This is a genomic window from Burkholderia sp. BCC0044 (assembly GCF_902832955.1).
Classification (GTDB): Bacteria; Pseudomonadota; Gammaproteobacteria; order Burkholderiales; family Burkholderiaceae; genus Burkholderia.
Window position 1 is genome coordinate 1,345,307 of the sequence record NZ_CADFDO010000002.1, and the last position, 26,243, is coordinate 1,371,549.

Genomic DNA, 26,243 nt, shown 5'->3' on the forward strand with positions numbered 1-26,243 from the left:
GCGCGGGCATCCGCCCGGCGTGCGCATGCCGGCACGGCGCGTCCGTGCGCGCCGCCCTTTCCGGAGGAACCCGATGTCGCTCAACCCCGATACGCCCTCTCGTCCCGTCAAGTCGCCGGGCCCCGATCACCCGATCCTGATCGAACCGCATTCGTCGCGCGTGGTCGTGAAGGTCGCCGGCAAGGTCGTCGCCGATACGCGTCATGCGCTGGCGCTGCGCGAGGCCAGCTATCCGGCGGTGCTGTACATCCCGCGCGAGGATGCCGACATGTCGCTGCTCGAACGCACCGACCACGCGACCTACTGCCCGTACAAGGGCGATTGCGCGTACTACTCGATTCCGGCCGGCGGCGAACGCGCGACCAACGCGGTGTGGACGTACGAGCATCCGAATCCGGCCGTCGAATCGATTCGCGGGCACCTCGCGTTCTATCCGGACCGCGTCGATTCGATCGAGGAAAGCCTGCTCGTCACCGAATGAGCGCGGCGGCGCTCTGCCGCGTCGCCGTTCACGTATCGTCCGGCCGCTGATTTGCATATGCGGATTCGTTGGTTGGCTGCCGTCCCGCCGGGCCGTATCGTCTCGACTCCGGCGCGGGCCGGCCCGTTGCGCGCGTCGCCCGCATCCGGCCCGGTCCTGCGCCGGCCGCGCCGCCTTCGCGCGCGCGACCCGTGAACCCGCCAGCAGGACGTCTTAGGGCGTGTTCACGCTAATAACGGGTTTGCGAACGTGCCTTTCCGCCCGTCCCCCAAGGGGACTTCCTTTGGGCGCGTGCAAGGAGTAAGGAGCGCCGTTTGGCCGTGCCAAACAAGCGACGCACGACGCCGCAATGTGGGCGGAAAGGCACGTTCCCCTGTTTGGAAAAATTCATTCGCGGGGCTGGCCCCCAGAAGGGCCGATCGCCGCGTCATGCTCCTCGCGAATACGTCGAGTATTCGCTTCGTCGCAATCCTCGCGCTCGGCCCTTCTGGGGGCCAGCGCAAACCCGTTATTAGCGTGAACACGCCCCAATGAACGACACACCGCACGCAGACCTTGAAACGACCCCGGCGAACCCGCGCCGCCGCCAGTGGCTGCACGGCGCGGCCGCCGGGCTGGCCGGGCTCGCGCTCGGCCCGCTCGCGGCCGTGCCCGCCCGCGCCGACGCCAGCGGCACGCGGCTGCGCATCGGCTTCCAGAAATACGGCAACTTCGTCGTGCTCAAGGCGCGCGGCACGCTCGAGAAGCGTCTCGCGAGCCAGGGCGTCACCGTGCAATGGCTCGAATTCCCGGCCGGCCCGCAACTGCTCGAAGGGCTGAACGCCGGCGCGATCGACGTCGGCACGGTCGGCGAAACGCCGCCGATCTTCGCGCAGGCCGCCGGCGTCGATTTCGTCTACATCGGCAACGAGCCGCCCGCACCGCAGGGCGAGGCGATCGTCGTGCTGCCCGATTCGCCGATCCGCACCGTCGCGCAACTGCGCGGCAAGAAGGTCGCGTTCAACAAGGGCTCGAACGTCCACTACCTGCTGGTGAAGGCGCTCGAGCATGCGGGCCTCACGTATGCCGACATCCAGCCGATCTACCTGACGCCGGCCGACGCGCGCGCCGCGTTCGTGCAGCGCAGCGTCGATGCGTGGGTGATCTGGGATCCGTACCTGGCCGCCGCCGAACGGCAGCTCGGCGCGCGCGTGGTCGCGAACGGCGACGGGCTCGTGCGCAACACGCAGTACTACCTCGCGGCGCGCAAGTACGCGGCCGCGCAACCGCAGGTGCTGCGCGCGCTGCTCGAAGAAGTCGACGCGGTGGATCGCTGGGCGCGCGATCACGTGCCCGAGGTGGCCGCGCAACTGTCGCCGCTCGTCGGCCTCGACGCGCCGACGCTCGAAGTCGCGCTCAAGCGCGCCGGCTACGGCGTGCAGCCGATCACCGATGCGACGGTCGCGTACCAGCAGAGCATCGCCGACGCGTTCAGCACGCTGAAGCTGATTCCGGGCAAGCTGTCGGTCGCCAGCGCGCGCTGATCCGTCACGACGCAGCCGCCGCGCCGATGCGCCGCCATTCGTCGTAGTCGGTGACGAGGCCCGCGTCGTCGATTCCGATATCGGCCGCATACGTGCCGCTCTCGTAGCGGTACACGTGCGGCGCCGTGCGCGTATAGCGCTGCTCGCCGCGCACGATGGCGACGTCCGGAAAACGCAGCCACGCGGTGCGAATCTCCGCCGACTCGCCGACGGCGAGCGCCAGCCGCCGGATCGGCAGCGTATTGGTCGACGGACTGAAGCCGAGATCGATATCGGTCGCGCCCGCGAGCGCCGGCGCATCGATGCCGTCGATCGTCCACTGCCCCGCATCGCACGCGATGTCCCATTGCCGTGGCGGCGCCGTCCCGGTCCACTGCGTCACGCGCGCCGAGCGCGTAAGCCAGTCGGTCCCGCATGCGATCGCGTAGTCGATGCGAAACGGCGTGCCGTCGATCGCGCCCGCGACCGCACCCGACAGCGCGATGCCCGTTTGCGACTCGTCGAGCCGGCACCATTCGGCCGCCTGCCACGTCTGCACGATCTGCCAGGCGACGCAGTGCGTCCGTCGGGCTGCATTCCGTTGCGTCATGTCGGGTCTCCTGTCGGTCGCGCGGAAGAACGCCGATTTTCGCTCACGGCGCCGACGAACGCACGCGGCTTCGGCGGCAGCGTGAGCGCGCCGGCCGATAGTCAGTATCGGCTTCACGCACACCGTCGCGTCTCCGCCGCTTTGGTACCATCCGTCGATCGGTAAAAATCGAACCGGAAGACACGAGGCCCGACTTCATGGATTTGTTGGCGACGATGCGCATCTACGTGAGGGTCGTGGAGCGCGGCACGATGTCCGGCGCGGCGCGAGATCTCGACATGGGCCAACCGGCCGTCAGCGAGCGCATCGAGAAACTCGAAAAGCATCTCGGCACGCGGCTGCTGATGCGCAGTGCGCGCACCCTCGCGTGCACGGAGGAAGGCCGCCTCTTCTACGAGCGCAGCAAGGCGCTGCTCGAAGCGGCCGAACTGGCCGTGGCATCGGTGTCGAAGACGGAGAATGCGCTCGACGGCACGATCCGGCTCGCGGCGCCACAGTGTTTCGGCGAGGTCGTGCTGCCGGCCGTGCTGATGCGGATCCGCGCCGCGTATCCGAAGCTGCACATCGACCTGGTGCTGAACGACGAGATCGTCGATCCGGTCACCGAGGGCGTCGACATTTCGATCCGGGTCGGCCAGCTCGGCGACGGCGGCTTCGTCGCCTACGCGCTCGGCGCGATCGGCCGCGTGCTCGTCGCCGCACCGTCGTATCTCGAGCGGCACGGCCCGCTCGACACGAAGGCCGATCTCGCGAACCATCCGTTCATCCGCGTGAAAGGCGTGTTCGCGAACGAACAGGTGCCGCTGCGGCGTGACGGCGGTGCGGTCGAATACGCGCGCATCCGCACGGTCATGACTACGAGCCACTGGCGCCCGATGTTCGACACGATCGCGGCGGGCGGCGGCATCGGCGTGGTCCAGCACCCGGCGTGCACCGACGCGCTCGCGCACGGCCGGCTCGTGCGCCTCTTGCCGCACTACGACGTCCCCGACTTCGCGCTCAACGTGCTGGTGCACGCACAGCGGCCGCTGCCGCCGCGCGTGCGGGCCGTCGTCGATCTGCTGAAAAGCGAACTCCCGCCGCTGCTGACGCAAGGTCAGCGCTAGGCTTCACGCCTGCAGCGACTTCCCCGGCTCCTTCACGTGCGCGTCGACTTCCATCTGGTAGAAACGCGCGCTGACGAAGCCGAACAGCGTCCAGCCGAGAAACACGCACAGGCCGCCGAGCATCAGCGCCTGCTCGCCCGAACTGAACAGCGCGTAGAAGCTGTACGCGGTCGCGACCATCGCGATCACGTTCGTCGCGAGCGCCTTGCCCGGCGGCACCTTCGCGACCTTCTGGATCGTGATCAGCGCGGCCATCGACATCACGTAAGGCACGAGGTTCGTGACGACCGCGAGATCGACGATTTTCTGGAACTGGCTGCTCAGCTCCGGGCTGATCGTCATCAGCGCCAGCGCGACCTGCGCGACCAGCAGGATCACCATGCCGACGATCGGCGTGCCCGTGCGCGTCGCGCGGGCGAACACCGGCAGGAAGTAGCCGACGTCCGCCGAGCTCTTGAACACCTGTGCGACCGTGAACTGCCAGCCGAGCAGCGAGCCGATGCACGCGATCACCATCAGCGCGGTGACGATCGTGCCGACGGCCGGCGTGAACATCGTCGCGAACGCGATGCCGAACGGCGCGTTCGACGCCGCGAGGATCGCGTTGGGCACGATCCCGGCGATCACGTTGGTCGACACGATGTAGAAGATCGCCGACGCGATCGTGCCGCCGAGCACGGCGATCGGCACGTTGCGCTCCGGATTCTCCACCGCGTCCGAGTTCGCGCACGCCGATTCGAGCCCGAGGAACGCCCACAACGTCACCGCGATCGAGCTGCCGACGGCCGGCCCGAACGGCAGGTTGTGCGGATTCCATGCGGCGCCCCAGGTCGCGCCGCTGAACCAGAACCAGCCGATCAGCGACACGACGACGACCGGAATGATCACGCCCCACACCGTCACCGCGCCGATCCGGCCGGTGATGCGCGAGCCGCCGAAGTTCGCGACCGTCGTCAGCACGAGCAGGAAGATCGTCCACAGGCCCGTCTGCAACGGCGACAGCGTCGCGTCGAACAGCACGGTGCCGTAGCCGACCGCCGTGACGCCGATCGCGACGTTGGCGATCACGAGCGACAGCCCGTACGTGTAGTTCGCCATGTAGTTGCCGGCCTTGCCGAACGCATACTCCGCGTAGCCGCCCATCCCGCCCGGCTTGCGGCTCAGCATCCCGCAGCGCGCGAACGCATAGGCGAGCGCGAGCGAGCCGCCCGCCGTGACGATCCACGACAGCAGCGAGATCGTGCCGACCTGCGCGAGCTTCGACGGCAGCAGGATGATGCCGGAGCCCATCATGTTGACCGCGGTGAGAACGGTGAGCTGCCAGACGTTCATCCGGTGCTTCCGCGCGGCCGCCGGGGCCGCGTCGGATAGATGCGCTGCGTTGTCCATGGTGTTCGATCCTTCGATGTGAGGCCGCCGCGCGGCCGGTCGCTCGTTCGCCCGGTCAGGCTTCGGGGCTTCGGGACTTCAGGGCTTCAAGCCGTCAGGCAGTACACGCGGTACGTGCCGTCCTCGACCTCCACGCCGTGCGTGTCGTGCGCGAAGCCCGGAAAGCGCCGGTCGTACGCTTCGAGCGCCTTCAGGTAGCCGAGCACCGGGCCGCCGGCCGGCCCCGCGTTCTCGCCCGGCATCAGCAGCGGAATGCCCGGCGGATACGGCACGACGCCGGTGGCCACCGTGCGCCCGGCCAGCTCGTCGAGCGTGACCTGCTCGACGCGGCCCTGCACGAGATGCTCGTACGCGCGCACCGGGCTCATCTCCGGCTTCGGCAGGATCGAGAACGCGTCGGACATCAGCCGCGTCGTGCCGAGCTGCTCCATCGCCGCGAACATCGTATCGGCCAGATCCTTCAGCCCCATGCCCGCATAGCGCGAGCCGTGCTCGTTCACGAGCGACGGAATCGCCATGTCGAGCGGCAGGTTCGCGTCGTAGTCGCGCTTGAAATCGCACAGCGCGCTGACGAGCGAGCCCCACTTGCCCTTCGTGATGCCGATCGAGAACAGGAACAGGATCGTGAAGTCGGTCGTCTTCTCGACGACGATCCCGCGCGCATCGAGATACGCGGTGACGACGCTCGCCGGGATGCCGACCGGCATCAGGCCGCCGGCCGGCGCGACGCCCGGCGTGACGATCGACACCTTGATCGGGTCAAGCATGCAGTAGCCGTCCTCGATATTGCCGAAGCCGTGCCATTGCGCGCCGGGGCGCAGCACCCAGCACGCCGGGTCGCTCGCAAGCAGCTCGGGCGGCGCTTCGTGGAACGGCAGCGTGCGGCCCGTGCGCGCCTCGAGCACGGTGTCGGGCTGCCAGCATTCGAAGAACCAGTCGCCCTTCGCGCCGAATTCGCCGTTCATCCGCGCGATCATCTGCCGGAACGCGACGGCTTCCTCGATCGATTCGCGCGTCAGCGCGGCGCCGCCGGGTCCGTCCATCATCGCGGCCGCGACGTCGTTCGACGCGATGATCGCGTAGTTCGGCGACGTCGACGCGTGCATCATGAACGTTTCGTTGAACTGGCCATGCGGAATCGGGCTGCGGCCGTCGCGCACGTGGATGTACGACGCCTGCGACAACGCGGTCAGCAGCTTGTGCGTCGACTGCGTCGCGAACACCGTCGGCCGATCCTTGTGGTGGTCGCGCGGGTCGCCGTGCATCGCATGGCGGTCGCGGTAGATCGGGTTGAAACGCGCGTAGCCGTACCACGCTTCGTCGAAGTGCAGCCGGTCGACGCTCGCGCCAAGCAGCTCCTCGACGCGCGTCACGTTGTAGCAGAGGCCGTCGTACGTCGAGTTCGTGACGATCGCATGCTTCGGCTGGCGGTCGGCCAGCTCCGCCGCGAGCGGGTTCGATGCGATCGCCTCGCGGATCGCCACCTGCGTGAGGCGCTCAGACGCGATCGGCCCGATGATCCCGTAGCGGTTGCGGGTCGGCACGAGGTAGGTCGGAATCGCGCCCGACATCGTCATCGCGTGCTCGGCCGACTTGTGGCAGTTGCGGTCGCACAGCGCGATCTGGTCGCGGCTCACGCTCGCCATCAGGATGATGCGGTTCGACGTCGACGAGCCGTTCGTCACGTGATATGTGCGATGCGCGCCGAACACGCGCGCCGCGTAGCGTTCGCTTTCGCCGATCGGGCCCGAGTGATCGAGCAGCGAGCCGAGTTCGCCGACCGAGATCGACAGGTCCGAGCGGAACAGCGATTCGCCGAAGTATTCGAAGAACGCGCGGCCGACCGGCGATTTCAGGAAGCCGGTGCCGCCCGTGTGGCCCGGCGTATGCCACGAGTATTCGTAGACGCGCGAGAACTTCGCGAGCGCGCCGAACATCGGCGGCAGCACGGTCGAGCGATAGCGTTCGATCGCCGCGTGGATGCGCCCGCCGATGAAGTCGGCCGTATCCTCGAGCAGCCATACGAAATCGTCGACCTTGCCCATCACCGCGGCCGGCACCGTCGACGCGACGCTGCGGTCGGCCAGCAGGAAGATCGGCACGCTGCCGTTGCGATGCCGGATCGCGTCGACCACCGCCTCGGACGGCCCGTGGCCGTCCACGCCGAGATCCCAGTCGAGCAGCACGCACTGGATCGACGGATCGGAGCGGATCAGCACGATGGCATCGTCGGCGGACGTGGCCGTCAACACGTCGACACCGCGTTGCGCGAGCTCCGCGCTCAGTGTGCGGACCGCGCGCCCGGTCGCGGTTTCCTGCGCGATTTCGTCGTCGATCAGTAGCGCACGCATGCCGAGACGGCGAATGCCGCCGACGGGAGTACTCATGATATTGCCCTCGCTGTTGCGTTGCTCTTCGATTGGTATCGTTCGTCTCACGAGCACGCGGGAAGCAGTCACGGGCAGCGGCATGAGACGCGCGCAATTCCGGCTTGATTCGCCATCCAGTTCGGAGCCGACTATGCCATGGATGCCTTTCGATGAGAAGCCGACGATTTGGTGAAACAATCGGCCCTTTCGAATCGGATTTTCGTCATTGGATCATTTTTATGTGCGCCGCAGCACGCCAATTCCCGATGATTTGATCATGCTCATGCCGCAATGGCATTGTCGATTCCGCTTGATTGAATCCGCGTGCTTTTGTTGCTACGATCGGCTGCGCCGGGCATTGCCCGAGCGCGGTCGTGCCGCGCCGCACAAGGCTTCCTGGTGCAATGCGCAATCGGCATTCAGCATTCGCGGGACCGTTTTCAATCGGCTGTAGCGCGTATCGGTTCACGATTGCGTCCCGGCGCGAATGCGGCTCCCGTTTCAGGTCATTTACCGGAGAGTTCGCGTGAGCCTGTTGAAAATCGCAGTCGAGCCGGCGCTGATCGGCGCCTTTCTCACCACGCACGAACAGGTCGACGTATTTCAGACCGATTTCACGAATATCGCGGCCATCGTCGTCGGCATCGAGGCCGCGGAAAAGGTACTGAAAACCGTCGAGCGAACCGGTTTCGCGATTCCGTTCTTCGTCGCGGTCGAGCCCGACCAGGAAGTGCCGCCGTCGGTCCTGCCGCGCGCGAGCGGCGTGATCCAGCTCCGGCACGGCGGCCGTCATTACTACGGCCGGCAGATCTCCGCCGCCGCCGACATCTACAGCGACAACCTGCTGCCGCCGTTCTTCAAGGTCATGCGCGACTACGTGCAGCGCGGCTACGTCGAATTCGACTGCCCGGGCCACCAGGGCGGCCAGTTCTTCTCGAATCATCCGCTCGGCCGGATGTTCTTCGATTTCTTCGGCGAGACGCTGTTTCGCGCGGACCTCTGCAACGCGGACGTCCGGCTCGGCGACCTGCTGATCCACGAAGGGCCCGCGCTGGAAGCGCAGCGCAATGCCGCGCGGATCTACAACGCGGACAAGACCTGGTTCGTGCTGAACGGCACGTCGACGTCGAACAAGGTCGTCACGAGCGCGCTGCTCGCGCCCGACGATCTCGTGCTGTTCGACCGCAACAACCACAAGTCGGTGCACCTCGGCGCGCTCGTGCTCGCCGGCGCGCGGCCGGTCTACCTGGAGACCGCGCGCAACGCGTGGGGCCTCATCGGCGGCGTCGACAGCGCGGCGCTCGGCGAAGCGCGCATTCGCGACGCGATCCGCGACGTCGCGCCCGAGCGCGCCGATCTGCCGCGCCCGTTCCGGCTCGCGGTGATCCAGCTCGGCACCTACGACGGCACGATCTACAACGCGCGCGAAATCGTCGACCGGATCGGGCATCTGTGCGACTACATCCTGTTCGATTCGGCGTGGGTCGGCTACGAGCAGTTCATCCCGATGATGCAGGACTGCTCGCCGCTGATGCTGACGCTCGGCCCCGACGATCCCGGCATCTTCGTCACGCAGTCGGTGCACAAGCAGCAGGCCGGCTTCTCGCAGACCTCGCAGATCCACAAGAAGGACAGCCACATCGAAGGCCAGAAGCGCTTCTGCGATCACCGGCGCTTCAACAACGCGTACATGATCCACGCGTCGACGAGCCCGTTCTACCCGATGTTCGCGGCGCTCGACGTCAACGCGCAGATGCATGCCGGCCCGGCCGGCAAGCGCCTGTGGCGCGACTGCGTCGCACACGGCGTGAACGCGCGCAAGCTGCTGCTGAAAACCTGCCGTCAGATCCGTCCGTTCGTTCCGCAGCAGATCGACGGCCGCCCGTGGGCCGACTATCCGACCGAGCAGATCGTCGACGACCTGCGCTTCTTCCGCTTCCACCCGGCCGACCCATGGCACGGCTTCGATGGCTATGCGGACGACCAGTATTTCGTCGATCCGTGCAAGCTGCTGCTGACCACGCCCGGCATCGATCGCGACACGCACGAATACGCGCCGTTCGGCGCGCCGGCGCCGATCCTCGCGCGCTACCTGCGCGAGCACGGCGTCGTGCCCGAGAAGGCCGACCTGTACACGATCCTGTTCCTGCTCACGCCGTCGGAGAGTTTCGGCAAGCTGCAGCATCTGGTCGCGCATCTCGCGCAGTTCGAGCGCCATCTCGACCAGGACACGCCGCTGCGCGAAGCGATTCCGTCGCTGTGCGAAGCGTATCCGGAGCTGTACGGCAGGATGCATCTGCGGCAGCTGTGCCAGCGCATGCACGATTTCTACCGCAGCCACGACATGAAGCATCTGCAGAAACAGATGTTCCGGCGCGCGCAGTTCCCGAAGCAGGCGATGCTGCCGCAAGCCGCGAATACCGAGCTGGTCCGCAACAACGTCGAGCTCGTCACGCTCGATCGCATCGAAGGCCGGATCGCGACCGAAGGCGCGCTGCCCTATCCGCCCGGCATCTTCTGCGTGGTGCCCGGCGAAGCATGGGGCGGGCCGGCGCTCGACTACTTCCGTGCGCTCGAAGCCGGGATCAACGCGCTGCCGGGTTTCGAGCCGGAAATCCAGGGCGTGTATTTGCAGACGAAGCCGGACGGCACGAAGCAGGCATCGGCGTACGTGGTCGCGGCCGGCGCCGACGCGTCGCGCATGTAAGGACGGTAAGCGGCCGCGTGCTGGTGGCCGTCGTGCTCGGATGCGCGGGCGTCGCAGCACGGCCCGCGCGTCGTGAATCGTACCGGGCGGTGCGCTACACCGCCCGCCGCGTCACCATGCCTGCCGGTAAATCTCCAGCGCATCGGCCTCGGTCACCTCGCGCGGATTGTTCACGAGCAGGCGCGTCTGCAGCATCGCGTCCGACGCCATCCTCGGCAGGTCGTTCTCGCCGATGCCGACTTCGCGCAGCGTGCGCGGAATGCCCGTCGCGACGATCAGCCGGTCGATATCGGCGATCAGCGCATGCGTTTTCGCTTCGTCGCTACCCGTGGCCGACGGCGCGACGATGGCCGCCAGTTCCGCATACAACGGCGCGGCGGCCGGCGCGTTGAAGCGCAGCACGTGCGGCAGCACCAGCGCATTCGACAGCCCGTGCGGCACGTGGAAGATCCCGCCGACCGGATAGGCCAGCGCGTGCACGGCGGCGACCGGCGCATTCGCGAACGCCTGCCCCGCGAACATCGCGCCGACCAGCATCGCTTCGCGCGCATGCCGGTTCTGCCCGTCGTCGCATGCGACCAGCAGGTTGCGCGACAGCAGCGTCAGCGCGTGCGTCGCCAGCATGTCGGACACTGGATTCTTCAGCCGCGCGGACGTGTACGCCTCGATCGCATGCACCATCGCGTCGATGCCGGTGGCGGCCGTCGCCGCGCGCGGCAGGCCGAGCGTGAGTTCGGCGTCGAGGATCGCGACGTCCGCGAACAGGTGCGGCGACACGACGCCCATCTTGCGCGCCTCGCCGACCGTGACGATCGATACGGCCGTGACCTCGGAGCCCGTGCCGGCCGTGGTCGGCATCTGCACGATCGGCAGCCGCGCGCTCGCGACCTTGTCGACGCCGTACATGTCGGCCAGCGCCTGCTGCCCCGGCGCGAGCACCGCGATCAGCTTCGCGACGTCCATCGACGAGCCGCCGCCCAGGCCGAGCACGATCTCGGCATCGGCCGCGACGGCCCGCTCGGTCGCTTCGAGCACCACGTGCTCGGGCGGATCGGCGATCACGTCGTCGATCACGGTGACCTGCCAGCCGTGCGCGGCGAGGCTCGCCAGCGCGGGCGCGAGCACGCCGCTGCGATGCAGGAACGCATCGGTGACGACGCACAGCCGCGCGAGCGCCGGAAAGCGTTCGCGCAACAGCGCGCCGAGCCGGCGCGCGGCGCCGAATTCGACGATCTGCGTCGGAACGGTGCGGAATTGAAACGGGTTCATCGGGTGCCTCCCGGTGGCGTCGCCGTGCCGGTGTCCGGCTGCACCATGTAGCGGATCACGTCGCGACGATCGAGCAACGGAATGATCGCGCCGACACCGATCCGCTGGAAATGCGGCGTTTCCCGATGCACGTCGAGGCCGTCGGCATCGCGGTAACGTTCGAGGATCACGATGTGGTCGGGGTTCTCCGGCGACCGGAAGTACGCGTAGTCGAGGTTTTTCGGCTCGGTGCGCGTGGGCGGCGCGAGCTCGGCCAACAGTTCGACCACGCGGTCGCCGTTGCCGGGTTTCGCGAAAAAATGCGCGATGACCTGCAGATAGGGTTCGTTCATGCTGCGCTCCGTGTTGGACACAAGCCCGTCACGACGAACTCGCGTGCAATGCGCAGGAACCGGATGGTTGCAAACGCGACGACGCGCCACCGTATGACGGATGCGTCGTCGCATTGTATTGAATCGGCACGGCCTCCGCAGTGCCGCGACCCGGCCGCGAACAGCTGGCCGAATCGCGCAGCGCGTTCACGGCAAGGAGCAACCTGGCCGGCCGCCGCGCGCTTGCGCCACCACCCCGGCTACCACGGCACCGTGCGCCCCAGATAGTCGAGGTATTCGAGCCCGGGCCGCGCCCGCTTCGCGAGCAACACGTCGACGAGGCTCGGCACGCTCTCTTCGATCGTCAGGCGCGCATCGGGCCCGCCGAGTTCGGTGCGGACCCAGCCGGGCGCCATCAGCGCCAGCGCACGGCGCGTATCGGCCTGACGCGCTGCAAAGCTGCGCATGAACTGGTTCAGCGCGGCCTTGCTGCCGCGATACACCTCGCGCATCCCGCTGACGTTGTTCGCGACGCTGCCCTGCCCCGACGACATCGCGCCGATCAGCCCGTCGTCGGTCACGAGATCCTGCAACGTCTCGATCGCGCGCATCGGCGCCAGCGCGTTCGTGATCATCACGCGCACGAATTCGGCGGTCGTCACTTCGCCGATCGTTTCGTTCGGATCGTTGGTCGTGCCCGCATTCACGAACAGCATGTCGAAGCGCCGGCCCGACAGGCGCTCGCGCAGCGCCGCCAGTTGCGCGGGCTCGCAGATGTCGAGCGTGCCGATTTCGAGCCGGCCGTCGAACCGGTCGGCCAGGTCGTGCAGCTTCGTGCGCCCCGATCCTTCGCGCACGGTACCCGTCACGTGCCAGCCCTTGTTCAGGAATGTCTCGGCCATCGCCAGCCCGAGGCCGCGCGACGCCGCGACGAGCAGGATCGCGGGGGTGTTGCGTCGATTCGATTCAGTCGATTGCATGATTTCCGCCTTTGCCGTGTTTCGTCATGCGACCACTATAGGCGGGCACCACGACAGGCGCCAGACGCACCGAATGCAATCCATCGTTGCATCGAACGCCACGCCAAACGCCGCACTGGCGTATCCTGTCCGCATGGAAGACATCGACCTGAACCTCGTCACCGCGCTCGACGTGCTGCTGTCGGAAGCCAGCGTGACCGGCGCCGCGCGCCGGCTGGGCCTGAGCACGTCCGCGATGAGCCGCACGCTCACGCGGCTGCGCGTCGCCACCGGCGATCAACTGCTCGTGCGCGCGGGCCGCAAGCTCGTGCCGACGCCGCACGCCGCCGCGTTGCGCGACCGCGTGCATGCCGTCGCGAGCGACGCGCGCGCGGTGCTCCGGCCAGCCACGGCCGACGTCGACCTCGCGACGCTCACGGCCACGTTCACGATCCGCGCGGCCGCGTCGTTCATGGAAATGCTGGCCGGCCCGGTCGTCACCGCATTGGCCGACGTCGCGCCGCACGTGCGGATCCGCTTCGTCCCGAAGCTCGACCGCGATCCGCAAGCGTTGCGCGACGGCACCGTCGATCTCGAAATCGGCAAGCGCGGCGACGACGCGCCCGAGCTGCACACGCGCATGCTCTTTCACGACTGGCACGTCGCGGTGGCGCGCGCCGGGCATCCGCTGTTCGCATCGGCGCGGATCACGCCAGCCCGCTATGCAGCTTGCCGCCACGTGATGGCGGTCCAGCTCGGCGATTTCGGCGGGCTGGCCGACGATTCGACCGTCAACACGGGCGACGGCCCCGTCGTGCACGTCGTCGTGCCAGGCTACCCCGACGCAATGCGTGTTGCGGCCAGCACCGACCTGATCGCGCTGGTGCCGCGCTCGAGCCTCGGCAACGCGTGCTCGCCGGGGCTCGTTGAAACCCTCGGGTTGCGCAGCTTCGAGATCCCGGTGCGCCTGCCGGCGATCCTCGTGTCCGCGCTGTGGCATCCGCGCATGCACGGCGACCCCGTGCATCGTCGCCTGCGCGATACGGTCATTGCGGTCTGCCAGCGCGCGTATCCGGATTCAGGCCCGCGACGCGCCATCGCGCGCGGCAACAGAACACGCGCCGCCGGTTGACCGCTGGCCGACATCCCGCCGCTCGGACCAGCCGGCCGCCGCCGTCGACGGGCAACATTTCCCTATTCGTGGAGCGGTTGCCCGACAGGACCGCGATCGCCACGCAGCCGATATGCCGCCCGCCGCGCGCCGATCCGGCTCCCTTTCCGCGCTCCGCTGAATCCCCATTATTGCGGCCCGGCCGGACGGCGCCGGCAGCCCCTTCGGCTAAAATGCCGCACTTTCCACCTCGTCCGGCCCGCTCGCCATGCAACCCGCCTCCTCCGCCCCATCCGCCGCCCACGGCGCCGACGCCGCAGAAGCGGCCCGCGACCTCGTCTACGGCCCGAACGACCGGCCGGCGCCGATGGTCGCCTTCGTCGCCGCGCTCCAGCACCTGCTGGCGATCATCGTGCCGATCGTCACGCCCGGCCTGCTGATCTGCCAGGCGCTCGGCGTGTCCAGCCGCGATACGACCCTGATCGTGTCGATGTCGCTGGTGATTTCCGGCATCGCGACCTTCGTCCAGTGCAAGCGCTTCGGCCCGCTGGGCGCCGGCCTGCTGATCGTCCAGGGCACCAGCTTCAACTTCGTCGGCCCGCTGATCGCCGGCGGCAGCCTGATGGTCAAGCAGGGCACGCCGGTCGAAACCGTGATGGCCGCGATCTTCGGCGTCGTGATCGCCGGGTCGTTCATCGAGATGGGCGTGTCGCGCATCCTGCCGTTCGTGAAGCGCCTGATCACGCCGCTCGTCACCGGCATCGTCGTGCTGCTGATCGGCCTCACGCTGATCAAGGTCGGCCTGATCAGCATGGGCGGCGGCTACGGCGCGATGGCCAAGGGCACGTTCGCGAGCGCCGAGAACCTGACGCTGTCGGGTCTCGTGCTCGGCACGATCATCCTGCTGAACCGCGTGCCGATCGTGTGGGTGCGCAGCACCGCGCTCGTCATCGCACTTCTGATCGGCTACCTCGCGGCCGCGTTCCTCGGCCGCCTCGACTTCACCGGCATGCACCAGGCCGCGCTGTTCCAGGTGCCGACGCCGCTGCACTTCGGCATCGGCTTCTCGTGGGCGCTGTTCGTGCCGATGCTGATCATCTACCTCGTCACGTCGCTCGAGGCGATCGGCGATGTGACGGCCACCAGCAAGATCTCGAACGAACCGGTCGAAGGGCCGGTGTGGATGCAGCGGATCAAGGGCGGCGTGCTCGTCAACGGTGCGAACTCGCTGCTGGCCGGCGTGTTCAATACGTTCCCGAGCTCGGTATTCGCGCAGAACAACGGCGTGATCCAGATTACCGGCGTCGCGAGCCGTCACGTCGGCATCTGGATCGCGGGGATGCTCGTCGTGCTCGGCCTGTTCCCGGTCGTCGCCGGCGTGCTGCAGGCCGTGCCGGAGCCCGTGCTCGGCGGTGCGGCGATGGTGATGTTCGGCGCGGTGGCCGCGTCGGGCATCAACATCCTCGCGGGCGTCCACCTCGACCGTCGCGCGCTCCTGATCATCGCGGTGTCGCTCGCGCTCGGCCTCGGCGTGTCGCAGGTGCCGGACATTCTGAACAGCCTGCCGCATGCGCTGAAGAACGTGCTGGAATCGGGCGTGGCGACGGGCGGCATCTGCGCGCTCGTGATGAACTGGTTCCTGCCGGAAAAGAAGTAACCGGACGCACCGCGCGGCGGCGCGGTGCGCGTGAAGGGCTGCACCGTGCGTCGTGGCGATCGGCACCGGGCACCCGGTGCATCGCCTGCCGCGCTGTTGTTCCGCCCGGACGCCGGACGCAGCGCCGCGTCGCGCCCCAAACCGCTCGTCCGCTATCGCCAGCATTCACCCGTCCCGACGAACGCGGCATCGGACACATGCGGCAACGTCCGCACCGACGGCCCTCGCGCCGATCGCGACCCTTCATGGCGGGTTTTCCGATGGTCGTCGCGCACCGTGCTTCCATCCGGCCGCGCTGGATCGCGCCCCATCGGCTTCCGCGCGACGCGCGTTCGTGGAAAAACCGCGTACGGACAGTCCGGCGCGCTCAACGCGCCGCGGCGAGCGGCGCGGCATGGCCCTCGACATCGCCGGGGCACGCCGGCGGGACCATCAATCGTCAAACCCGGTCAGGCCGCCTTGGCCGATCGATTTGCGCTGGTTAGAATCACGGCATGCCCCAAATCCTCGTGCCCGACAACGCCCCCGAAACGAGTGCCGTTCCGATCAAGGAACGCGCGACCGTCGTCTGCTATCGCGATGCGCGCGTGTTGCTCGTCACGCGTGCGGCGTCGCGCTGGGCGCTTCCCGGCGGCACGATCAAGCGCGGGGAAACCCCGTTCGAAGCCGCGCATCGCGAATTGTGCGAAGAAACGGGCATGACCGGCCAGGATCTGGTGTATTCGATGCAGTTCACCGGGCTCGCGAAGATCCATCACGTGTTCTTCGCGGAAGTCGGCCCGGACCAAACACCGCAAGCAAGCAACGAGATCGAGAAATGCAAGTGGTTTCCGATCGACGGCGTCGACCGTTTGCGCGCGAGTATTCCGACGAAGCGAATCGTCGAGCTCGTCTACGACCACGAAATCCGCAAGGCGTAACGCGCATCCGAGCCGTCGGTCGGCTCGAATCCATGGTCGCGAGCAGCGGCGTGCGAACGCTCAGTGCGAGCGCTTTCTTCGCAGTTCGTGTGTGGAATAGACGACGAGGAAGATGCCCAGCATCGCGGCGCCCGACGCCATGAATTCGTTGGCGCTTCCCGAGCTGCGCAGCGCCGCCGGGAAAATACCGAGACTCAATCCTGTGCCAGCAAGAAGCAATCCTGCAGCCACACCCCAGATCGGTCCGGCGGTCTTCTCGATTTTGTTTTTCATACAGCACCTGTCTACAGTCATGACCTGAACGGTATCGGCAAAAAGCGCCGCGTCTACCTTCAGTACTTCCACTATAACCGGAACAAAATCCGCAAGCTTCTGGTGCTTTTCCCGATCAAGTTCCGGCGACCGCGGCCGGGTCGCGCACCACGATGCCGATGGCTGCGTGACGAAACGCGGTGGGGGCGGCTGCCGGTCGGATGCGACGCGTCGCCCGACGATGCAGCCGCCTCCGGCTCGTCATTGGGTGTGCCCGTCCAGCTTCTGGATCACGTCGTCGAAACTGATTGGCGCCGCGTCGGCGTCGCACCCGTAGTCGCCCGCCCAGTTGCCGACGAAAAATACCTCGTTGTCGTGTCCATGTTCGTAACTCTCCTCCGAGTCGAACGCCAGTTTTCGCAGCTTGTCGTAGTTGTCTCGATGGCCGCAGCCGAACGTCACGCGTTTGCATTGCCCGGTGTCATGCAAGTCCATGTAATAGATCGGACGACGCCTCTCGATACGCTCACCGTGCGCCAGTGTGCGCTCGTAGACACGCGCGGTGGCGCCGCCCTCTCCTTCGTCGCGACATGTCATGTCGAGCCTGTCGTAGAAATCGTGCGCCTTCACGTGCGAGGTCAGCTGCATGCGAACCCGCTTGTCGTCACTGACGCCCTCGGTCATGTGCTGCACGGCCTCGTTGAGTATCTGGATTCCCAGCCCCTGTCCTCGCGCGTTCCTGTCTACGCACAGCACGTGCAATTCAACTTGCTTGGCGATGTCGGTACCCTTCGAAGCCTTCGGCGAGAAGGTTTCGTAAGCGAATACGCCGATCGGCTTCGCCTTCTCATACGGTATCGCGCCGTTCACCCCAGTGTCCTTGCAAAGGTATCGGGTCAGCTCGGGCTGCTTCGGTCTCGACTTGACGAACAGGCGCGCGCCATCGCCCTGCTGGGTATGCCCGCGGTGGAGCGGGTAATAGTTGCCATAGAGCCAGTAATCGTCGGCATGGACCCAATCGGGGCGGCACAGCGAGTTGACGGTATTGTCGACATCGCCGGTGCTTTGCAGATGATGCAGATCTTTTCCCCACGTCGAATTCAACGCGTTCCCCTCTTTCACGGTGACACGCTGGCATTCGATTCCCGCCGTTGCATACCCTGGCAGGACGCCGACCGCGATCGCCGCCGCGATCAACGCACCCCGCATCGTGATGCATTCACCCCTGATTCGCGTGTTCATGATGCTTCCCTCCGTTGGTTGGTCAGTCTTCGCTGCATGCCGCACGCTCACAGACACATCGCCTGCTTCGCGATCGCCCATCGGCGCATCCGGTCTTCGAGTCCGTTGACACCGCCGTTGATGCGTCTCGTCAGCAACGCGAAATCGCCCGAATCGGCGATCGCGTTGCACCCGTGCCGCGCCCACCACCAGGCCGCCGAGCGCGCGGCCAAAGGCTCGCGCTCGAGGCGCTCCGGCTCGCGTTCGAGATCGACGCCCAGTGCGTTGCCGCATTCGCGATAGTTCGCACGCCCGGTGATCTGGATGAGCCCGCGGCCGAGAAAGCGCCGGCCGTCGCCCGGCTGAACGTTGCCGAGCTCCGCAGCCTTGCGCGCCGGCGGCTCATACGCGCGCTGCGCGGCTGTCGGCCCCCATAGTTCGCGCGTGAGCGTGAAGCCCAGCGTCTCGTGGCCGGTTTGCGCGACGAACGCCGCCATGCGCGCAGGCGTCGAAATACCGAATTCGGCCATCGCGGCAACAAGCGCCGGATGCCAGCGTTGCGCGAGCGCGGCGGATACGGCGGCGGCGGCCCGGAATTCATCGAGTGTCATCGTGGTCTCCTTGCGGCATCTGTTCAGGCAGGCGCGCGGCGGGCCCGCCCGGCGGTGGGGAAACGGTCGAGGCGGTCGGGGCGGACGCCACGGCTGCGTCGTCCGCGCGAGTCCGCCGCCGACTGCGCGGCACCGCCGGAACGTCACGCGGCGCCCCCGGCCCGCTACGCCGCGATCGCACGTCCATCGCAGCGACGATCGCGCGCAGCGGCTCGGGCTTGACGCTGACTTCGCCCGCGAACGGACGGTCGACGGCAAGCACGAAGAAGAACGCGAGGCCGAGCGTGAGCGCCCAGCTCGTCACGAGCGCGATGTTGAAACGCGTGCCCGGGAGGATGTAGAGCAGCAGGAACGACACGACGCTCGTGAGCACCACCACGCCCCACAGCGTGGCCGGCATCGCGGCGTCGAGCGTCAGCAGGCGCTGTTCGCGATGCTTCGCCATTTCGTTCGCTCGCGCGAGCACCTCGCCGAGCAGCACGCGCTGCCGTTCGCTGCGCGGCTCGATCCGGTTCGCCAGATCGAACAGGCGATCGAAGCGGGCCGCCGCCTGCGCATCCGCGCTCGCCTGCTGCTGCATTTTCGGCCACTCGTCACGGACGACGCCGTCGAGATAGCCGCGCAGCGCGCCCCGTGCCGCATCCGCGACCGGGTCGCCGAACGCGGCGAGATCGCGCGACAGTTCGCCGGCCGCGGTCGCTTCCGCCTCGACGGTGTGCTCCGCGCCGTTGTAGGCGTCCCACACGCTGATCGCCGAAAACGCGATGAGCAACGAGTTGATCGTCGTGATGACCGACACCATCGTGATCGCCATCGCCCGCTGCTCGGGCAGCAGGTCGACCGGCAGGATGCGCCGGAACAACGCGTAGCCGCCCAACGCGATCGCGACGGTCGCGACCACGACGAAGCACCCCATCACCGATGATGGCCAGTTGTAGAGAAAGAGCATGGTCATTCCCCGATTGCGTTTGCGCCGTCGCGGCGCCCTGCCTGCGGCACGTCCGCCGACAGCATCGCGCGCGTGAATTCCGCGAGCCGCTGCTTGACCGCATCGGCCGGCATCCCCGCTTCAAGCGATTGCTGAAGCCGCAGCAGATCCGCCGCGAGTTCGCTTTGCCATTGCACCCGCTCGGTCGCCGCATGGGCGCGATGCGCTTCGAACGTGGCCTGCGCGGCGGCTGCCGTATCGCCGCGCACGAGCGTCTCGAGCGTCTCCACGAGCCGGTGCAGCAACCGATGCACGGCCGTCGCCGAAAACCCGCCGAGCATCGCAAGCGCCGGCTTGCCGAAACTGCGCATGCTGCCGCCGTCGTACAGGTGTGGCGGCAGCAGCTCGACCAGGATCAGGCCGGCGATCACGCCGAGAATCAGCCGCGCGCCGTACGACGCGTCGTACTTCGGGTCGTAGGTGGAGTTCGCGACGTAACGGTGCGCCTGGAACAGCGTGGCGAACGACGCGCCGAGCCCCGCGCAGAACAGCAGGAACAGCGCGTTCCACAGCAGCCGCGTGCCGTGCGAATCGAGAAAGCCCTGATCGATGTTCGCGACGGACACTTCCGGCGACAGCGACGTCGCGATCACGGCGACCAGGAACGTCGCGGCGGAAAGCGTCAGCGCACGAATCAGCGGCACGGGTCCGAGCCACGCGAAGCGCGAGCGGACGCGCAGCTCGCGGTCGAGCAGCGTGACGGCCTGCGGCGTGGCCGGTGCGATCACCACCGCGAGCCGGCGATGAATCGCGGCAAGCGCATACGATGCGCCGTGCACGGACGACGCATCGGCCGCCGCGGTGTCAGCCTCGGCATGCGATACCGCGGCCATCAGCATCGACAATTGCGCGATCAGGTCCGGGGCGACCGCGATCCCGTGCTGCAGCGCGTAGCGCGCCATCGCGTTGCATTCGATCAGCAACTGCCCGACCAGATCGCGCCTCGACGAGGCCGCGTTCGCACCGTCCGCTTCGGGCGGTGCGTCCATCGCTGTCCGGAACCACGCACGATGCGTTCGCATGGCGACTCTCCACGGTGAGGGCTAGCAACGTGCGCTACAGCCGCACTTCGTCGCCGCAATTGCCGCCCTGCGCGGCGACCAGCATGCCGCCCTTGTCGCGATACACGAACACGTCGGACCAGTCTCGCAGCCGGTAGCGCACTTCCGCGAGCCGTCCGTCGGGCGTGCACAGGAACTGCACGGACTTGTCCGCGCCGAGGAAGAAGTCATGCAGTTGCGCGTTCTTCAGCTCGTCGAGCCGCACCACCTTGTTGTCATGCTCGCCGAGGTAGCGGCCGAGATTCGTGAGGCCGACCGCACGCGCCATGGCCGCGAGCTCGGCGGCGTAACCGGCGGGCGCGTATCCCGTGCAGCTTCCGTAGCGATTCCAGTGCTGCTGGAAATCGTCGGCGCTCGCGGGCGCGATATACGGCGCGGCATCGTCGGACAGCGTGCCGGCCGGCACCGGCGTCGTGTCGCAATCGCGCCGCGGCGTATACAGGCCGATCGCCGTGATCCGGATCGGCGCGCCGTCCGCGGCCTGGCGCAGCGACGGCGGCTGGCCCGCCGTGCACGTCTGGGCGCCGTCGCCGCCGACGCACGTGCCGAGCTTCCAGGACAGCGCCAGCGTCCAGTCCTGCGCGTGCGCGCCGGCACCGGTCAGAATCAGGCTGGCGACGCAGGCAGCCCGGGTAATGCGCAACAGGGTCGACATGATGCGGTTCTCCTCGTATGTGTGTGACGACTGGCGCCGGCCGACGGAACCGGCCGGCGGCCGGCGCGACGCGCTCGCGGTCAGCGGCCCGCCTGCTGCAACAGCTGCCGAAGGTTCTGGAAGCGCGGCAGGCCGGCGCCGAAGCGGTTCGCGACGTCGTACTGCACGATCGGCGTGCAGATCATCCGGATCAGCTGAAACAGCGCCGCGACGCGCTCCGGCCTGCGCGGCCCGAGATGGCCGGCGATCTGCGGATCGCTCACCAGCAGCGCCGCGAGCCCCGTGATGTGCGGCGCCGCCATCGACGTGCCGGATTCGGCGTTGAACGCCGCTCCCGGCACCGTCGAGACGACACCCACGCCCGGTCCGCACACGCCGATCTGCGGGCCGTGGCACGAGAACGTCGGCGAGAAGAGGCCTTCGGCCGTCGCGGCCTGCGCGACGATCTGCGTTTGCTCCCACGTGTTGACGGGCAACTCGCGATGCAGCCCCAGCGCCGACACCGCGAGCACGTACGGCGACGACGCCGGGTACTGGACGGGCCCGCCCGAATTGCCGGCCGCGACGATACATGCGACGCCGGATTGCACGGCCTCCATCAGCTTCTGCTCGACGGCGAGCGACGCCTGCGGCGCGCCCAGGCTCAGGTTCACGACGTCGATGTCGTGATCGATGCAATAGTCGAGCGCCTGGATCAGCGTGCTGAACTGGCCGCCGGGAAAGATCTTCAGCACATGAATTTCCGCGTCGGGCGCGAAGCCGCGCATCGCCATCTGCGCGTCGGCAGCCTGCGGACTGATGCGCGCGGCGATCACGCCCGCACAGTGCGATCCGTGGCCGATCACGTCGTCCTTCCACGTATCCGGGTTCTGATCGTTGGTCAGATCGGCGCCGCGCACGATATGGTTCAGCAGCGGATGGGACGCGTCCGCCCCCGAATCCACGATCGCGACGCGCACGCCGCGCCCCGTCGCCGTGGCGGGCAGCTCGTCGAGGCCCATCAGGCGCTGCCCCCACCCGAGCGGGGCATGCGGCGGCACGTTCGGGTTCGGCTGGGACAACGGCGTGAGCCGCACCACATTCGCCTGATCGCTCGACAGCACCGGCGCCGACAGGTGGACATTCCAGTACGTGTGCGACGGCCGCACCGCCAGCGACTGGAGCGGACCGGGCGCCATCTGCGCGACGGCCAGTGTCGTTTCGCCTCGCGCGTCGGTCGTGCCGGTCACCGGGAAGCCGTCGCCCGTGAGCGTCACCGGAACGCCGGGTTGGGGTTGATCGTCCGCCCCCAGCACGCGGACCGTCACCGGGCGCAGGATGGTCGACGCCACTGCCGCCTGCGGACGCAGCTCGGCGCCGGACTCCTGTTGCGGCTTTTTCCCATAGCCGAGCGGATGATCTTCCTCGACGATCATTTCGGGTGGCGCCGTCGCCTGCAGCAGCTGCGCGTGCGCGGGATCCATCTTGACGACATAGGTGTCGGTCGCCTCGTCGGGCCGCGCGGACATCATCTGCGCGTTCTTGTGGCTATTGATCACACGCACGACTTCGACGCCGGGCAACCGGCCGACCGCATTGTCGAGGTCGTGTGCCGACATCGGCGTCACGGCGGCCTGGCGAGCGAGCACGCCGCGCCGGGGCGCAATTAGATACTGGCGCTTGCCGCTCGTCACATGAACCGCTTCATCGGCCGAATCGGGCGGCGCGACATCCGGTGCGGCGACATCGTCCGCCGGCACGGCAGCCGCCTTCGCGGCGGCGGGCTTCTTGTCCTTGTCCATCGCAATCTCCTTCGCGGCGCGACACTCGAGGCGCGCCATGGGTCAGTCGGTCGCAAGCGACGGACGCGCATCCCGAAACGATCGGGGTGTTGCGCGACGCGCGTCCGTCGGGTACGCCACCGCGGAAGCCGCGGGTGGCGCAGGTCTACGGTCGCGACAGGTCAGTGGAATGCCGGCTGGGCGGGAATCGCGGTGAACGGCAGCAGGCCGCCGAGCCGGCCGAGCAGCTCGCCGAGTACCGGGGCGGCCGTACCGATGACCGCGCCGCCGATGCCTTGCGGTGCGAACGCCACCTGGGGTTGGGCAGAGAACGGCAACAGGCCACCCAGTTGCCCCGCAACCGTGCCGACCGTCGGCGCGACCGATTTCAGGATGTCGCCGAATACGCCTTGCGGTGCGAACGCTGCTTGCGGTTGCGCGGAAAACGGCAACAGCCCACCCAGTTGCCCGGCGACCGTACCAACCGTCGGCGCGACCGATTTCAGGATGTCCCCGAACACGCCTTGCGGTGCGAGCGCCGCCTGCGGTTGCGCGGCGAACGGCAGCAGCCCGCCGAGCCGGCCGAGCAGTTCGCCGAGCACCGGGGCGGCCGTACCGATCACGGCGCCGCCGATGCCTTGCGGTGCGAACGCCGCCTGCGATTGAGCCGAGAACGGCAGCAACCCACCCAGTTGCCCGGCGACCGTACCAACCGTCGGCGCGACCGATTTCAGGATGTCGCCGAATACGCCCTGCGGTGCGAACGCTGCTTGCGGTTGCGCGGCGAACGGCAGCAACCCGCCGAGCCGGCCGAGCAGTTCGCCGAGTACCGGCGCGGCCGTACCGATGACCGCGCCGCCGATGCCTTGCGGTGCGAACGCCGCCTGGGGTTGGGCCGAGAACGGCAACAGCCCGCCCAGTTGCCCCGCGACCGTGCCGACCGTCGGCGCGACCGATTTCAGGATGTCCCCGAACACGCCTTGCGGTGCGAACGCTGCTTGCGGTTGAGCGGCGAACGGCAGCAGCCCGCCGAGTCGGCCGAGCAGTTCGCCGAGCACCGGCGCGGCCGTGCCGATGACCGCGCCGCCGATGCCTTGCGGTGCGAACGCCGCCTGCGGTTGAGCCGAGAACGGCAACAGCCCACCCAGTTGCCCGGCGACCGTACCGACCGTCGGCGCGACCGATTTCAGGATGTCGCCGAATACGCCCTGCGGCGCGAACGCCACCTGCGGCTGCGCCGAGAACGGCAGCAGCCCACCCAGTTGCCCGGCGACCGTACCGACCGTCGGCGCGACCGATTTCAGGATGTCCCCGAACACGCCTTGCGGTGCGAACGCTGCTTGCGGTTGAGCGGCGAACGGCAGCAGCCCGCCGAGCCGGCCGAGCAGTTCGCCGAGCACCGGCGCGGCCGTGCCGATGACCGCGCCGCCGATGCCCTGCGGCGCGAACTCCCCTTGCGCAACCGTCGTCGCGTAGGCCGGAACGTATCCCGAGACCGCGTGCGGTACCCCCGGCAATGCATGGTGTACATGAGTCATTTTCGAGTCCTTAATGAAGAGAAATCAGTCGGCGCACGACTGGCAGGCCCTGCGCCGTGTGCGCCGTCGACGTGCCGGCCATCCACGCATCCATCGGCCCGGACGCATGGGTCGGTGGAAACATCGGACGAATCGGCAGATCGATTCTGCGAGGCGCGTCCTGTCGGTTCCATACGGCAAATGCGGTATGCGGCTCGCTACGGCGAGCCGGCCTCGGCAACGGGTGAAGGCGCGGGGAGCCAGCCGGAAAGCACGGCCGTATGGAGGAGCGCGCAGATGTTGGGCGACGCGGTCTTGCCGAGAAGATGCGCGCGATGCTTGCGGGCGGTCTGGTCGCTGATGCCGAGCGCGCGAGCGACCTGCTTGTCGCTCATGCCGGCCGCAAGCAGGTTCAGGATCTCGCGTTCGCGCGACGAGAACGGGTCAGGACGACCCTGAATACCGTTTTTTTGAGCACGTCAGGAAAAAGGGCGAAATAGCGCATGGCCAGCTCCGCCGATTTCCTGACGCCGAATTTATCGAGGAGATTTTCGCGATGCTTGCGCGCGGTATAAACGGAAACGGCCAGTTCGACCGCGATTTCACGGTCGGTGAGGCCTCGCGAAATCAAGCCCAACACGACTGCCTCACGTGCGGTGAGTTTCAATATGGATCCCCGTCGACAATTGAAAGGGCATCCCCTTCTTTGTCACGGGTGCGGCGGTCTCCTTTGAATATTCACGAACAACCTCACGGGCGACCGGACATCACTCCTGATGCAGGCAACATGCCAAGGTAGATGCGCTTTGGAATGCTTTGTTATTTTCCGGTCGCCCATTACAAAACGACTTTTTTGATTATTACCGGCTGCGGGAGCGTGAGGCCAGCCGTGTGCCGGCCATTTGAATTCAGGGCGATCGTGAGCATGCATCATACGCCCGCCGCTCGATTTCCCGTGATGATTGATATCACTGATTGAATCGACCCACTGCGCATGCATTCAATTTCTATTTCATTAGTGAATTTATATTTTTGTTTATTATTTCAACCATTAAAAACAAAATAGAAACTCTCGCCCGTGAATTACAAAACGACGACATCAGATCCGACGATTGAACGCGATCCTGTCGACGCGCTGCATCGCTGGCACGTCCCTCATCCGGCTGCCGGGCCGCTCGTCACCCGCCTGTTTTGCGACCGGCTGCCGCCCGTCTGTAGCACACCGCCGAATGATCGTTGACGATGCCGACGGCTTGCATCCATGCGTACACGATGGTGGGACCGACGAACTTGAACCCTTTTTTCTTCAGGTCTTTCGAGATTCGCTCGGAAAGGGGTGAACTCGATAACCAGCTTTTCCCATCGCCCTGCACGCTCTTGCCGTCGGTGAACGACCAACAGAAATCGCTGAATCGCTCGCCCCTCGCTTCCATTTCGCAATAGATCTGCGCGCCGCGAATCGTCGCCTCGATCTTTGCTCGGGAACGGATGATTCCAGGATCCGCCATCAATCGCAGAATGTCGCGCTCATCGTAGCTGGCGACCGTCGCCGGATCGAAGCCCGCAAATGCTTGGCGGAATGCATCGCGCTTGCGCAGCACGATGATCCAGGCCAGCCCGGCCTGAAATCCTTCGAGCATCAGCATTTCCCACAGGAGCCGCGAGTCGCGAACCGGCACGCCCCATTCGTGGTCGTGATACGCCTGCATCAGCGGGTCGCCGTCGGCCCACGCACATCGGGTGATGGGTCGCTTGTCGTTCATTCGCTCGTCATCCGTCGTTGTCGT

At 67.3% G+C, this 26,243-nt stretch carries 24 protein-coding genes; 7 read left to right on the plus strand and 17 right to left on the minus strand.

Going from position 1 to position 26,243, the window contains the following annotated elements; all coding sequences use genetic code 11:
- The first annotated feature begins 73 nt into the window (after positions 1–73).
- Positions 74–481, plus strand: a complete 408-nt coding sequence (locus HWX14_RS14475; RefSeq protein WP_175883338.1) for a DUF427 domain-containing protein — start codon at positions 74–76, stop codon at positions 479–481.
- 530 nt (positions 482–1,011) lie between these two features.
- Positions 1,012–2,004 carry a sulfonate ABC transporter substrate-binding protein gene (locus HWX14_RS14480; RefSeq protein WP_175883339.1) on the plus strand — a complete coding sequence of 331 codons (993 nt, stop codon included), beginning with the start codon at positions 1,012–1,014 and terminating at the stop codon, positions 2,002–2,004.
- Positions 2,005–2,008: 4 nt separating this feature from the next.
- On the opposite strand, the gene HWX14_RS14485 is transcribed toward HWX14_RS14480, so the two are convergent.
- On the minus strand, positions 2,009–2,593 hold the full coding sequence (locus tag HWX14_RS14485; RefSeq protein ID WP_175883340.1) for a putative glycolipid-binding domain-containing protein: 585 nt from the start codon (positions 2,591–2,593) through the stop codon (positions 2,009–2,011).
- Between the two features lie 197 nt (positions 2,594–2,790).
- On the opposite strand from HWX14_RS14485, the gene HWX14_RS14490 reads away from it, so the two are divergent.
- Complete coding sequence (locus HWX14_RS14490; RefSeq protein ID WP_175883341.1) at positions 2,791–3,699, plus strand: LysR family transcriptional regulator; 909 nt, start codon at positions 2,791–2,793, stop codon at positions 3,697–3,699.
- Positions 3,700–3,702: 3 nt separating this feature from the next.
- Here HWX14_RS14490 and potE read toward each other — a convergent pair whose 3' ends face one another.
- Both potE and HWX14_RS14500 read right to left on the minus strand, forming a co-directional pair.
- A complete protein-coding gene (gene potE / locus HWX14_RS14495; protein ID WP_175883342.1) occupies positions 3,703–5,088 on the minus strand; it encodes a putrescine-ornithine antiporter in 1,386 nt (461 codons plus the stop codon).
- 86 nt (positions 5,089–5,174) lie between these two features.
- Entirely contained in the window at positions 5,175–7,475 is a 2,301-nt protein-coding gene (locus tag HWX14_RS14500; RefSeq protein WP_175883343.1) for an Orn/Lys/Arg decarboxylase N-terminal domain-containing protein, read from the minus strand.
- A 508-nt stretch (positions 7,476–7,983) separates the two neighbouring features.
- Between HWX14_RS14500 and HWX14_RS14505 the strand changes: the two genes are divergently transcribed.
- Entirely contained in the window at positions 7,984–10,164 is a 2,181-nt protein-coding gene (locus tag HWX14_RS14505; RefSeq protein ID WP_175883344.1) for an ornithine decarboxylase, read from the plus strand.
- Positions 10,165–10,275: 111 nt separating this feature from the next.
- Here HWX14_RS14505 and HWX14_RS14510 read toward each other — a convergent pair whose 3' ends face one another.
- The 3 genes from HWX14_RS14510 to HWX14_RS14520 form a co-directional block, all read right to left on the minus strand.
- Positions 10,276–11,433, minus strand: a complete 1,158-nt coding sequence (locus HWX14_RS14510) for an iron-containing alcohol dehydrogenase (RefSeq protein WP_175883345.1) — start codon at positions 11,431–11,433, stop codon at positions 10,276–10,278.
- Positions 11,430–11,765, minus strand: a complete 336-nt coding sequence (locus tag HWX14_RS14515; protein ID WP_175883346.1) for a putative quinol monooxygenase — start codon at positions 11,763–11,765, stop codon at positions 11,430–11,432. Before HWX14_RS14515 ends, HWX14_RS14510 begins: the two co-directional genes overlap by 4 nt.
- A gap of 239 nt (positions 11,766–12,004) precedes the next feature.
- Positions 12,005–12,724: an SDR family oxidoreductase gene (locus HWX14_RS14520; RefSeq protein WP_175883347.1), complete on the minus strand. Its 720-nt coding sequence runs from the start codon at positions 12,722–12,724 to the stop codon at positions 12,005–12,007.
- A gap of 133 nt (positions 12,725–12,857) precedes the next feature.
- Between HWX14_RS14520 and HWX14_RS14525 the strand changes: the two genes are divergently transcribed.
- The 3 genes from HWX14_RS14525 (at position 12,858) to HWX14_RS14535 (ending at position 16,391) form a co-directional block, all read left to right on the plus strand.
- On the plus strand, positions 12,858–13,835 hold the full coding sequence (locus HWX14_RS14525) for a LysR family transcriptional regulator (RefSeq protein ID WP_175883587.1): 978 nt from the start codon (positions 12,858–12,860) through the stop codon (positions 13,833–13,835).
- 247 nt (positions 13,836–14,082) lie between these two features.
- Positions 14,083–15,471, plus strand: coding sequence for a nucleobase:cation symporter-2 family protein (locus tag HWX14_RS14530; protein ID WP_175883348.1), 1,389 nt, complete (start codon positions 14,083–14,085; stop codon positions 15,469–15,471).
- Positions 15,472–15,965: 494 nt separating this feature from the next.
- The gene (locus tag HWX14_RS14535) at positions 15,966–16,391 is read left to right on the plus strand and encodes an NUDIX hydrolase (RefSeq protein ID WP_175883349.1); all 426 of its coding nucleotides are present in this window, start codon (positions 15,966–15,968) and stop codon (positions 16,389–16,391) included.
- Positions 16,392–16,451: 60 nt separating this feature from the next.
- On the opposite strand, the gene HWX14_RS14540 is transcribed toward HWX14_RS14535, so the two are convergent.
- From HWX14_RS14540 to HWX14_RS14590, 11 genes are all read right to left on the minus strand, one after another.
- A complete protein-coding gene (locus tag HWX14_RS14540; protein WP_175883350.1) occupies positions 16,452–16,664 on the minus strand; it encodes a hypothetical protein in 213 nt (70 codons plus the stop codon).
- Between the two features lie 240 nt (positions 16,665–16,904).
- Positions 16,905–17,885: a GNAT family N-acetyltransferase gene (locus tag HWX14_RS14545; RefSeq protein ID WP_175883351.1), complete on the minus strand. Its 981-nt coding sequence runs from the start codon at positions 17,883–17,885 to the stop codon at positions 16,905–16,907.
- A 47-nt stretch (positions 17,886–17,932) separates the two neighbouring features.
- Positions 17,933–18,475: a glycoside hydrolase family 19 protein gene (locus tag HWX14_RS14550; protein ID WP_175883352.1), complete on the minus strand. Its 543-nt coding sequence runs from the start codon at positions 18,473–18,475 to the stop codon at positions 17,933–17,935.
- The gene (locus HWX14_RS14555; RefSeq protein WP_244130220.1) at positions 18,462–19,430 is read right to left on the minus strand and encodes a DUF4239 domain-containing protein; all 969 of its coding nucleotides are present in this window, start codon (positions 19,428–19,430) and stop codon (positions 18,462–18,464) included. Before HWX14_RS14555 ends, HWX14_RS14550 begins: the two co-directional genes overlap by 14 nt.
- On the minus strand, positions 19,427–20,485 hold the full coding sequence (locus HWX14_RS14560; RefSeq protein WP_244130221.1) for a hypothetical protein: 1,059 nt from the start codon (positions 20,483–20,485) through the stop codon (positions 19,427–19,429). The genes HWX14_RS14555 and HWX14_RS14560 overlap by 4 nt, the downstream gene beginning before the upstream one ends.
- A gap of 34 nt (positions 20,486–20,519) precedes the next feature.
- Complete coding sequence (locus HWX14_RS14565) at positions 20,520–21,179, minus strand: hypothetical protein (RefSeq protein ID WP_175883353.1); 660 nt, start codon at positions 21,177–21,179, stop codon at positions 20,520–20,522.
- 80 nt (positions 21,180–21,259) lie between these two features.
- On the minus strand, positions 21,260–22,960 hold the full coding sequence (locus HWX14_RS14570; RefSeq protein WP_175883354.1) for a S8 family serine peptidase: 1,701 nt from the start codon (positions 22,958–22,960) through the stop codon (positions 21,260–21,262).
- 161 nt (positions 22,961–23,121) lie between these two features.
- Complete coding sequence (locus HWX14_RS36475; protein ID WP_244130222.1) at positions 23,122–24,477, minus strand: hypothetical protein; 1,356 nt, start codon at positions 24,475–24,477, stop codon at positions 23,122–23,124.
- A 197-nt stretch (positions 24,478–24,674) separates the two neighbouring features.
- Entirely contained in the window at positions 24,675–24,851 is a 177-nt protein-coding gene (locus HWX14_RS14580) for a hypothetical protein (protein WP_244130223.1), read from the minus strand.
- 17 nt (positions 24,852–24,868) lie between these two features.
- Positions 24,869–25,123, minus strand: coding sequence for a LuxR C-terminal-related transcriptional regulator (locus HWX14_RS14585; protein ID WP_175883355.1), 255 nt, complete (start codon positions 25,121–25,123; stop codon positions 24,869–24,871).
- Between the two features lie 511 nt (positions 25,124–25,634).
- A complete protein-coding gene (locus HWX14_RS14590; protein ID WP_175883356.1) occupies positions 25,635–26,219 on the minus strand; it encodes a DNA-3-methyladenine glycosylase I in 585 nt (194 codons plus the stop codon).
- Between the last annotated feature and the right edge of the window lie 24 nt (positions 26,220–26,243).

Coding starts and splice junctions, on each gene's coding strand:
- HWX14_RS14520 (WP_175883347.1), bottom strand. CDS start 12,724: ATGCAATCGACTGAATCGAATCGACGCAACACCCCCGCGATCCTGCTC.
- HWX14_RS14485 (WP_175883340.1), bottom strand. CDS start 2,593: ATGACGCAACGGAATGCAGCCCGACGGACGCACTGCGTCGCCTGGCAG.
- HWX14_RS14530 (WP_175883348.1), top strand. CDS start 14,083: ATGCAACCCGCCTCCTCCGCCCCATCCGCCGCCCACGGCGCCGACGCC.
- HWX14_RS14570 (WP_175883354.1), bottom strand. CDS start 22,960: ATGGACAAGGACAAGAAGCCCGCCGCCGCGAAGGCGGCTGCCGTGCCG.
- HWX14_RS14490 (WP_175883341.1), top strand. CDS start 2,791: ATGGATTTGTTGGCGACGATGCGCATCTACGTGAGGGTCGTGGAGCGC.
- HWX14_RS14590 (WP_175883356.1), bottom strand. CDS start 26,219: ATGAACGACAAGCGACCCATCACCCGATGTGCGTGGGCCGACGGCGAC.
- HWX14_RS14535 (WP_175883349.1), top strand. CDS start 15,966: ATGCCCCAAATCCTCGTGCCCGACAACGCCCCCGAAACGAGTGCCGTT.
- HWX14_RS14525 (WP_175883587.1), top strand. CDS start 12,858: ATGGAAGACATCGACCTGAACCTCGTCACCGCGCTCGACGTGCTGCTG.
- HWX14_RS14515 (WP_175883346.1), bottom strand. CDS start 11,765: ATGAACGAACCCTATCTGCAGGTCATCGCGCATTTTTTCGCGAAACCC.
- HWX14_RS14475 (WP_175883338.1), top strand. CDS start 74: ATGTCGCTCAACCCCGATACGCCCTCTCGTCCCGTCAAGTCGCCGGGC.
- HWX14_RS14540 (WP_175883350.1), bottom strand. CDS start 16,664: ATGAAAAACAAAATCGAGAAGACCGCCGGACCGATCTGGGGTGTGGCT.
- HWX14_RS14545 (WP_175883351.1), bottom strand. CDS start 17,885: ATGAACACGCGAATCAGGGGTGAATGCATCACGATGCGGGGTGCGTTG.
- HWX14_RS14565 (WP_175883353.1), bottom strand. CDS start 21,179: ATGTCGACCCTGTTGCGCATTACCCGGGCTGCCTGCGTCGCCAGCCTG.
- HWX14_RS14555 (WP_244130220.1), bottom strand. CDS start 19,430: ATGACCATGCTCTTTCTCTACAACTGGCCATCATCGGTGATGGGGTGC.
- HWX14_RS36475 (WP_244130222.1), bottom strand. CDS start 24,477: ATGACTCATGTACACCATGCATTGCCGGGGGTACCGCACGCGGTCTCG.
- HWX14_RS14480 (WP_175883339.1), top strand. CDS start 1,012: ATGAACGACACACCGCACGCAGACCTTGAAACGACCCCGGCGAACCCG.
- HWX14_RS14550 (WP_175883352.1), bottom strand. CDS start 18,475: ATGACACTCGATGAATTCCGGGCCGCCGCCGCCGTATCCGCCGCGCTC.
- HWX14_RS14500 (WP_175883343.1), bottom strand. CDS start 7,475: ATGAGTACTCCCGTCGGCGGCATTCGCCGTCTCGGCATGCGTGCGCTA.
- potE (WP_175883342.1), bottom strand. CDS start 5,088: ATGGACAACGCAGCGCATCTATCCGACGCGGCCCCGGCGGCCGCGCGG.
- HWX14_RS14580 (WP_244130223.1), bottom strand. CDS start 24,851: ATGAGCGACAAGCAGGTCGCTCGCGCGCTCGGCATCAGCGACCAGACC.
- HWX14_RS14560 (WP_244130221.1), bottom strand. CDS start 20,485: ATGCGAACGCATCGTGCGTGGTTCCGGACAGCGATGGACGCACCGCCC.
- HWX14_RS14510 (WP_175883345.1), bottom strand. CDS start 11,433: ATGAACCCGTTTCAATTCCGCACCGTTCCGACGCAGATCGTCGAATTC.